Origin of the sequence: Mesorhizobium sp. M2A.F.Ca.ET.067.02.1.1 (assembly GCF_004023285.1) — a bacterium.
Taxonomy (GTDB): Bacteria; Pseudomonadota; Alphaproteobacteria; order Rhizobiales; family Rhizobiaceae; genus Mesorhizobium.
This window is the reverse complement of the sequence record NZ_RZSB01000287.1, coordinates 1-6,911: the sequence shown is the minus strand read 5'-3', so window position 1 is coordinate 6,911 and position 6,911 is coordinate 1. Positions and strand designations below refer to the sequence as shown.

6 protein-coding genes are annotated in these 6,911 nt (G+C 66.3%); 4 read left to right on the top strand and 2 right to left on the bottom strand.

The annotated features are described in order from the left end of the window. Both EOA28_RS19460 and EOA28_RS19455 read right to left on the bottom strand, forming a co-directional pair. Positions 1-396, bottom strand: a 396-nt coding sequence (locus EOA28_RS19460) for a cytochrome c (protein ID WP_128315164.1), incomplete at its 3' end; no start/stop codon positions are given. Between the two features lie 36 nt (positions 397-432). Beyond that, on the bottom strand, positions 433-834 hold the full coding sequence (locus EOA28_RS19455; RefSeq protein ID WP_245463239.1) for a multicopper oxidase domain-containing protein: 402 nt from the start codon (positions 832-834) through the stop codon (positions 433-435). A 701-nt stretch (positions 835-1,535) separates the two neighbouring features. On the opposite strand from EOA28_RS19455, the gene EOA28_RS19450 reads away from it, so the two are divergent. From EOA28_RS19450 to EOA28_RS19435, 4 genes are all read left to right on the top strand, one after another. Further along, positions 1,536-3,008 (top strand): tlde1 domain-containing protein, encoded by a 1,473-nt coding sequence (locus tag EOA28_RS19450; protein WP_245501557.1) that lies wholly within the window; start codon positions 1,536-1,538, stop codon positions 3,006-3,008. A 230-nt stretch (positions 3,009-3,238) separates the two neighbouring features. Beyond that, positions 3,239-4,477 carry a glycosyltransferase gene (locus tag EOA28_RS19445; RefSeq protein WP_127253791.1) on the top strand — a complete coding sequence of 413 codons (1,239 nt, stop codon included), beginning with the start codon at positions 3,239-3,241 and terminating at the stop codon, positions 4,475-4,477. Positions 4,478-4,780: 303 nt separating this feature from the next. Continuing rightward, positions 4,781-5,566, top strand: coding sequence for a ThuA domain-containing protein (locus EOA28_RS19440; RefSeq protein ID WP_127253792.1), 786 nt, complete (start codon positions 4,781-4,783; stop codon positions 5,564-5,566). Positions 5,567-5,665: 99 nt separating this feature from the next. Next, complete coding sequence (locus EOA28_RS19435; protein WP_127253793.1) at positions 5,666-6,724, top strand: Gfo/Idh/MocA family oxidoreductase; 1,059 nt, start codon at positions 5,666-5,668, stop codon at positions 6,722-6,724. Positions 6,725-6,911: the final 187 nt, after the last annotated feature.

Sequence of the window (6,911 nt, the reverse complement as noted above, 5' to 3'; positions counted from 1 at the left end):
GGCGGTGATCTCCGGCGGCGCGTTCCCCGCCTTGATCGCGAGCGCGTCGGCGAGCCGGCCGATATGGCGGGCGAGCGCCTCGAACTCCGGCCGGGCCTGGTCGATCTCCGGTCTGGCGGCCGATGGCGCGCCAAGCGTGCCCTGCGGGAATTCCCCGGTCAGGCCGCCGGCGCGGGCGCTCAGCGCGTCCGCCGCCGCCTTGAAAGCCGCTGGTTCATAGGCGCGCTTGCCGTCGAACATTTCGGCGATCGCCCTGGCGGCGGCCGCCATCTCCTTCATCGAGGCCTGGCGAGCGGCCACGATGGTGTCGCCGGGCCCCGCGGCCAGCGACGGAGCAAGGATCAACGGGCGGGCGAGCGCCAGCAAAACCGCCCTCAGAATGATGCGAGACCTCATGCCTTAACGTCGACGATGCCCATCATGCCGAGCTGCTCATGCTCCCGAATGTGGCAGTGGTACATGCGCGCGCCCGGCCGCTCCTGGCGCGTGAGCCGTCTCGCCGCGCGCCACGTTGACCGTGTCCTTCCACGCCAGATAGGGCGGTTTGGCGATCGTGCCGTCGCGTTCGTGCTCGACAACCTGGAACTGCGTGCCGTGGATATGGAACGGATGATCCATGTCGGCCGGGTTGACGATTTCCCAAAGCTCGGTATCGCCGCCCTGGGCAACGGTGTCGACACGCCCCATATCGAACGCCTTGCCGTTCGTCATGGCCTCGGTGAGGAAGAGGCGGCGGCTGACCGTGGGAGCCCCAAGCGGCGCGATCGGCCTCAGCCGTCCGGGCAGCGGCGGCATTGCCTCGGCTGGCGTTTCGGAAACATCGACCGTCAGCATCTTTTTCTCCTGGATCGCGATTGGGAAGGACGCCGCCGGGACGATCCTTTGCGAACGCTACGGGTTCCAGTAACTGGAAGGTCAAGAGGGATATTCGCGGGCGGAAGCTGCCCCGACCGCAGTGACTTTTTTTGGGTGTTTTTGTCCGGATGGCGCAAAAAGCGATCCTGGGCCGCCGGCCGATCGGCTGGTCCACAACATTTCCGGCCTGCCTGTATCGAGGTTTGCCGAATAGTCGCATTTTGACCCCAATCGGCCTCTAGCCGGCTGAAGATGTCGCGGTTCCGTTGTTCACGGTTTCTTGACAGAGGCCGGAAAAACGGGCAGCAAAGCGGGTGAGGGAGAGCATTTTTACCGTGGCGAAGACCATGGAGGGCTCTTTTTTCGTGTGGACCGTCGCCAAATCGGCGATTGGTGGAGGGATTGGTTAACCATCTTTGTCCATCTTTTGAATCAATCGGCAACAGACGCGTGAAGGTGCAGGGGGCACCGGCGAACTGTGATCGTGACGGGTGCCAGGTGCGAAAACCGGCATGCCGATTGAGAGTGGTCGTATGGCGTTTTTGCGTTTGAAAAACCGGGGTGACGCTCCTAATGGGGAGGTAACTTCGAAAAAGTCTGGTCATCGTTGGGTCCTGGTGCCTGCTGTCGGCGCCGCCCTCGCTTTATGGTCCGCCGCCACCTTGGCGGGGCTCTATTCGGTGAGCACCTCGCTGACCGCCGCTTCCAACGGATTGCCGCAAGGCATGCGCACCATCGCCCTTGGCGACCAGCGCCGGCAGATCGCCAATACCTGGGCGCCGCATCTTGGCGTCAATGGCGGCTACAAGGCGGCCTCACTCACCGGCGGCTGCGATGCCGGCTGCTTCAGCCTTGCGACAAGCTTCAGCCATAACGGGCAAGCCGTTGAAAAACTGAAGAATAATGGCCGTGACGGCAAAATGGCGCGGCTCAAGCTGCCGTCGCCCGACAGCGTGGCGCATGAAAAGGTCGTGGTGGTGGCTTCGGCCGCCGGAGCCGCCGACCGCTTCGATGGCGTTGTGAAGCGCGCGGCGCTTTCGCCGCAGAAGCTTGCCGACGCCTTTGCCCGTGCCGAGAAGGCGCCGTTCCTGCTGGCCAGCCTGCCTTCGGCAAGCCGCTTCGGCGGCGCACAGCCGGACGCCCCGATCGAAGCGCGCTTCGGTTTGCAGCCGGCCGAGACCCCAGGCGCTTCCGAACTGGCGCTGGCGCTTGCCAACGTCGCGCCCGAGGATACGGCGGATGTTCCGACCGCCGTCGCGCTGCAAAACAGCGACGCGCCCGATGTCGCCGGCCCCGATGCTGCTAACAATGCGGACAATGGCCAGGACGGCGCCTATCAGATCGCCTCGCTGCCGCCGCAGGACGATTTGCCCGATGCCATTGCCGTGCCCGGCCTTCGCCCCCGCACCTCGCTGGAGCGCGCCACAGAAGCGCCCGAACAGAACGCGGCCAAGCCGCAGAAGCCGGAGGCCGTGAAGCCGCAGGCCGCCAAGGCCAAGCCGCAGCCGACCACGGCCGACACCGCGCAAAGCGCGCCGACGGCGGTTTCACCGAGAAGCGGCGACCAGGCCCTGCCCGGCGTGGCGAATTCGAAGCCGATAGTGGCCGACACCAAGCCCGGCAAGCGCAAGGCGCAGGCGTCGGAGATGCTCGCCTATGCCAAGCCGGACACGCCGGAGCGCGGCAACCTTGGTGGCGCCTTCCGCAGCCTGTTCAACGGCCCCTCGACGGGCAATGGCGTCGCCGTCTACGATATTTCGGCGAGGACCGTTTACATGCCTGACGGTTCGAAGCTGGAGGCGCATTCGGGCTACGGCTCGATGGTCGACCAGCCGCGCTTCGTCAACCGCAAGAATGTCGGACCGACGCCGCCCGACACTTACAATCTGACGATGCGCGAATCGCGCTTCCACGGCGTCGAGGCGATCCGGCTGACGCCGACCAGCGGTAAGAACAAATATGGCCGCGACGGCCTGCTCGCACACACCTACATGCTGCGCGGCGGCCGCGCCGAATCCAATGGCTGCCTCGTTTTCAAGGACTACCAGCGCTTCCTGTCCGCCTACAAGAAAGGCAAGATCAAACGCCTTGTCGTGGTGCCGCGCCTGACAAGGTCCCCGACCCAGGTCGCCCAGGAAGGCCGCCAGGGTTAAGCCTGCACCCGCCGGCGAACGTGTCGCCGGCATTTGTCAGTCCCCACTTGCCGGTCCGAAGGGCCTCGCGCCAAAAATCCACCGTCGCGGCTTGCGGCCATGACGGCAACCTCACCTGGGCAGCGATAACGACCCTTCCCAGGATGTACATATGGCGCAGCCCGGGCTTGCGGCAAGCCCCTGGGCATGGCGTATCAACGCTGCTCCGAAAAAAGAAAGCGGAGCACGGAATGCGGATCTTGTTATCGACTTACGGCTCGCGCGGCGACGTCGAGCCTTTGGCGGCGCTGGGCGCGGCCTTGCAGGCGCATGGCGTCAATGCCCGGGCGAGCGCGCCGGGCGACGCGGAGTTTGCGGCGCTGGCCGCTCGCGCCGGCGTGGCTTTTGCGCCGGCCTTCGCGCCGGTGCGCGAATGGGCGAAGGAAATGGTCAACCGGTCGCGATCGGCGTCGCCCGAGGACCGGGCCAGGCTCATCTCCGGCCAGGCGGCCGAGATCGCCGCCAGGCAATATGAGGCGCTGAGCGCGGCCGCCGAAGGCTGCGACGCGGTGGTGGCGTTCGGCCTTTTCCCATCCTGCGCCGCCGCGCGGCTGGTCGCGGAACAACGCGGCATGCGCTACGTGCTCGGCACGTTCTGCCCCATCTGGCTGCCGTCGCAGCACAACCGGCCGCACGAATATCCTGGACATCCGCTGCCGGCCGGCGTGACCGACAACCGGCTGCTGTGGGAGACAGACATCCGGACCAAGAACGCGCTCTTCGGCGAGGCGATCAACGGCCGGCGCGCATCGCTCGGATTGCCGCCGGTGCAGAATGTCCGGGACTATGTCTACGGCAATCCCGTCCTGCTCGCCTGCGACCCGGTGCTGGGGCCATGGCTGCCCTCGGACCTGATCGACGCCGTGCAGACCGGCGCCTGCATCCTGCCGGACGAACGACCCCTCCCCGATCGGCTCGACGCGTTCCTCGATGCCGGCCCGCCGCCGGTCTATGTGGGCTTCGGCTCGATCTCGGTCGCCAGCGAAACCGGCCGCGCGGCCATCGAGGCGATCCGCGCCAGGGGCCTTCGCGCGGTGCTCGCACAGGGCTGGGCCGGGCTCGGTCTTATCGATGATCGCGACGACTGCTTCGAAGTGGGCGAGGTCAACCAGCAGGCGCTGTTCGGCCGCGTCGCCGCGGTCATCCATCACGGCGGCGCCGGCACCACGGTCGCCGCCGCGCGGGCGGGAGCGCCGCAGGTGGTCGTGCCGCAGATCGGCGACCAGCCTTACTGGGCCAAGCGCGTGGCCGAGCTGGGCATCGGGGCTGCGCATGGCGGCGCGGTGCCGACGACGGAGTCATTGCCCGCGGCCTTGGACGTGGCGCTGGCGCCAAAGGTCAGGATTCGCGCTCGAGAAGTGGCCAGCGAGATCCGCGCCGACGGCGCCGAAGCCGCAGCCAAGTGGCTGATCGAGTGGTTGGGCCAGTAGTGATCTTACTGCTTCAACTCCGCCAGCCCCCTTTGGAACGGCGCTGGCGAGATCTGGATCGGGCCGGAAAAGGGCTGATCCATTTCCCTGATCAAATAGATGCCGTGGCGACCAGCGCCGCCGACATGACGAACCTGCCGATCACGATGGTGTTGCGCGGCGCCCGGAAGCCGAAGCGTGCTTGCCAAGCGGGCGCGCGAAGACGCCATAGGCGGGGGCTACATCACGAACCCGCTTCCAATACCAGGCGAAGGCGCTATCTATGGCGCGGGGGCGGCTCCCAACCATTTCACGAGGCAATCCATGACAATTCGCGCTGTCGTCTGGGGCGAGAACATCCATGAGCGGACCAATGAGGTGGTGGCCTCCATCTATCCGGAAGGCATGCATGCGACCATCGCCAAGGCGCTGAATGCGGACAAGGCGATCTCCGCCTCGACCGCGACGCTGGAGCAGCCGGAGCACGGCCTGCCGGAATCCCGCCTCGCCGAGACCGACGTGCTTGTCTGGTGGGGCCACAAGGACCATGGCGCCGTCGCCGACGAGGTGGTCGAGCGCGTTGCAAAGCGCGTCTGGGAAGGAATGGGCCTGATCGTGCTGCATTCCGGCCATTTCTCCAAGATCTTCAAGCGGCTGATGGGCACGCCCTGCACGCTGAAATGGCGCGAGGCCGGCGAGCGCGAGCGGCTCTGGGTGACCAGCCCCAGGCACCCGATTGCCGAAGGCCTGGGCGAGTTCTTCGAACTCGAGAACGAGGAGATGTATGGCGAGCAGTTCGCCGTGCCGGAGGCGCTGGAAACCGTCTTCATCTCCTGGTTCCAGGGCGGCGAGGTGTTCCGCTCGGGCCTCACCTACCGGCGCGGCGCCGGCAATGTCTTCTACTTCCGGCCCGGGCACGAGACCTATCCGACCTACCACGACGCCACCGTGCAGAAGGTGCTGCGCAACGCGGTGAAGTGGGCGCACAACCCGCAAGGATCCGAGCCCGCCATTCTCGATGCGCCGAACGTGCCGGTCGAGAAGGCGCTGGAGCCGATCGTCGAGCGCGGCGGCAAGCTGCACGCGCATGGCGAGGCCGGCTTCCGCTAGAAAACATTTCCCTCTGTGCTTGGGATTGCGCGGAAACAGCGCCTGGGCCACATTCGCCTGGCGCGATTGAATCGAACCAAATCGCTCGGAGGAGCATAAATGCGGCTTTTGATACTCGGAACCGGCTGGATGGCGCAGGAACATGCCCGCCGCTTCGGCGCCATCGAGGGCGTCGACATCGTCGGCGCGGTTGACGTCGATGCGGCTCGCGTCGGCGAGTACGCCGACGCCTACAAGATCCCGAAGCGCTTCACCTCGCTTGAGGCGGCGCTCGATTGGGGCGATTTCGACGCGGTCGCCAATGTCACGCCCGACCGCATCCATCATCCAACCACCATGGCGCTGGTAGCCGCCGGCAAGCCGGTGCTGTGCGAGAAGCCGCTGGCCGAGAATTTCGGCAAGGCCAACGAGATGGCCGATGCGGCGGAGGTCGCCGGCATCGTCAACATGGTCAACCTCACCTACCGCAATGTGCCCGCGTTGCAGAAGGCCCGCCAGATGGTGCAGGCCGGCGAGATCGGCACGGTGCGCCATGTCGAGGCGTCCTATCTGCAGAGCTGGCTGGTGTCGAAATTCTGGGGCGACTGGCGCACCGATCCGAAATGGCTGTGGCGCCTGTCGCGCGGCCACGGCTCGAACGGCGTGCTGGGCGATGTCGGCATCCATATCCTCGATTTCGCCAGCTATGGCGCCGCGCTCGACATCGACCATGTCTTCTGCCGGCTGCGCGCCTTCGACAAGGCGCCGGGCAACCGTATCGGCGAGTACCAGCTCGACGCCAATGACAGCTTCGCCATGACGCTCGACTTCTCCAACGGCGCCTTCGGCGTGGTGCATGCCAGCCGCTGGGCCACCGGCCATATCAACGAACTGCGCCTGCGCATCCATGGCGACAAGGGCGCCGTCGAGGTCGTGCACAATCTCGACGGCTCGATGCTGAGGGCTTGTATCGGCGGCAATGTCGAGAACGCCAAATGGGAGGAACTCGACGCAGGCTCCGTGCCGACCAACTACCAGCGCTTCGTCGAAGCGGTGAAGAGCGGCGTGCAGACCGAACCGACCTTCCGCCACGCGGCTGGCCTGCAGAAGGTGCTGGACCTCGCCGTGGTGTCGGATGAGAAGCGGGCGGAGTCGAGGGCCGACGCGGATATGCAGTGAGGGCGTTTCCTCGCCCCGCCAAAGGCGGGGAGAGGTGTCCGCGAAGCGGACGGAGAGGGGCCTTCGTAGGGCGCTCCCCTCTCCGTCTCGGCTTCGCCGAGCCACCTCTCCCCACTTCGTGGGGCGAGGAACGGGTCACGCTCCGCGATAAATCCCCACAGCCGCCGCTACCAGCGCCGCATTGCTT

Bases quoted from the DNA above. Each gene is read 5' to 3' on its own strand.
- EOA28_RS19435 (WP_127253793.1), top strand. From the start codon at position 5,666: ATGCGGCTTTTGATACTCGGAACCGGCTGGATGGCGCAGGAACATGCC.
- EOA28_RS19445 (WP_127253791.1), top strand. From the start codon at position 3,239: ATGCGGATCTTGTTATCGACTTACGGCTCGCGCGGCGACGTCGAGCCT.
- EOA28_RS19440 (WP_127253792.1), top strand. From the start codon at position 4,781: ATGACAATTCGCGCTGTCGTCTGGGGCGAGAACATCCATGAGCGGACC.
- EOA28_RS19455 (WP_245463239.1), bottom strand. From the start codon at position 834: ATGCTGACGGTCGATGTTTCCGAAACGCCAGCCGAGGCAATGCCGCCG.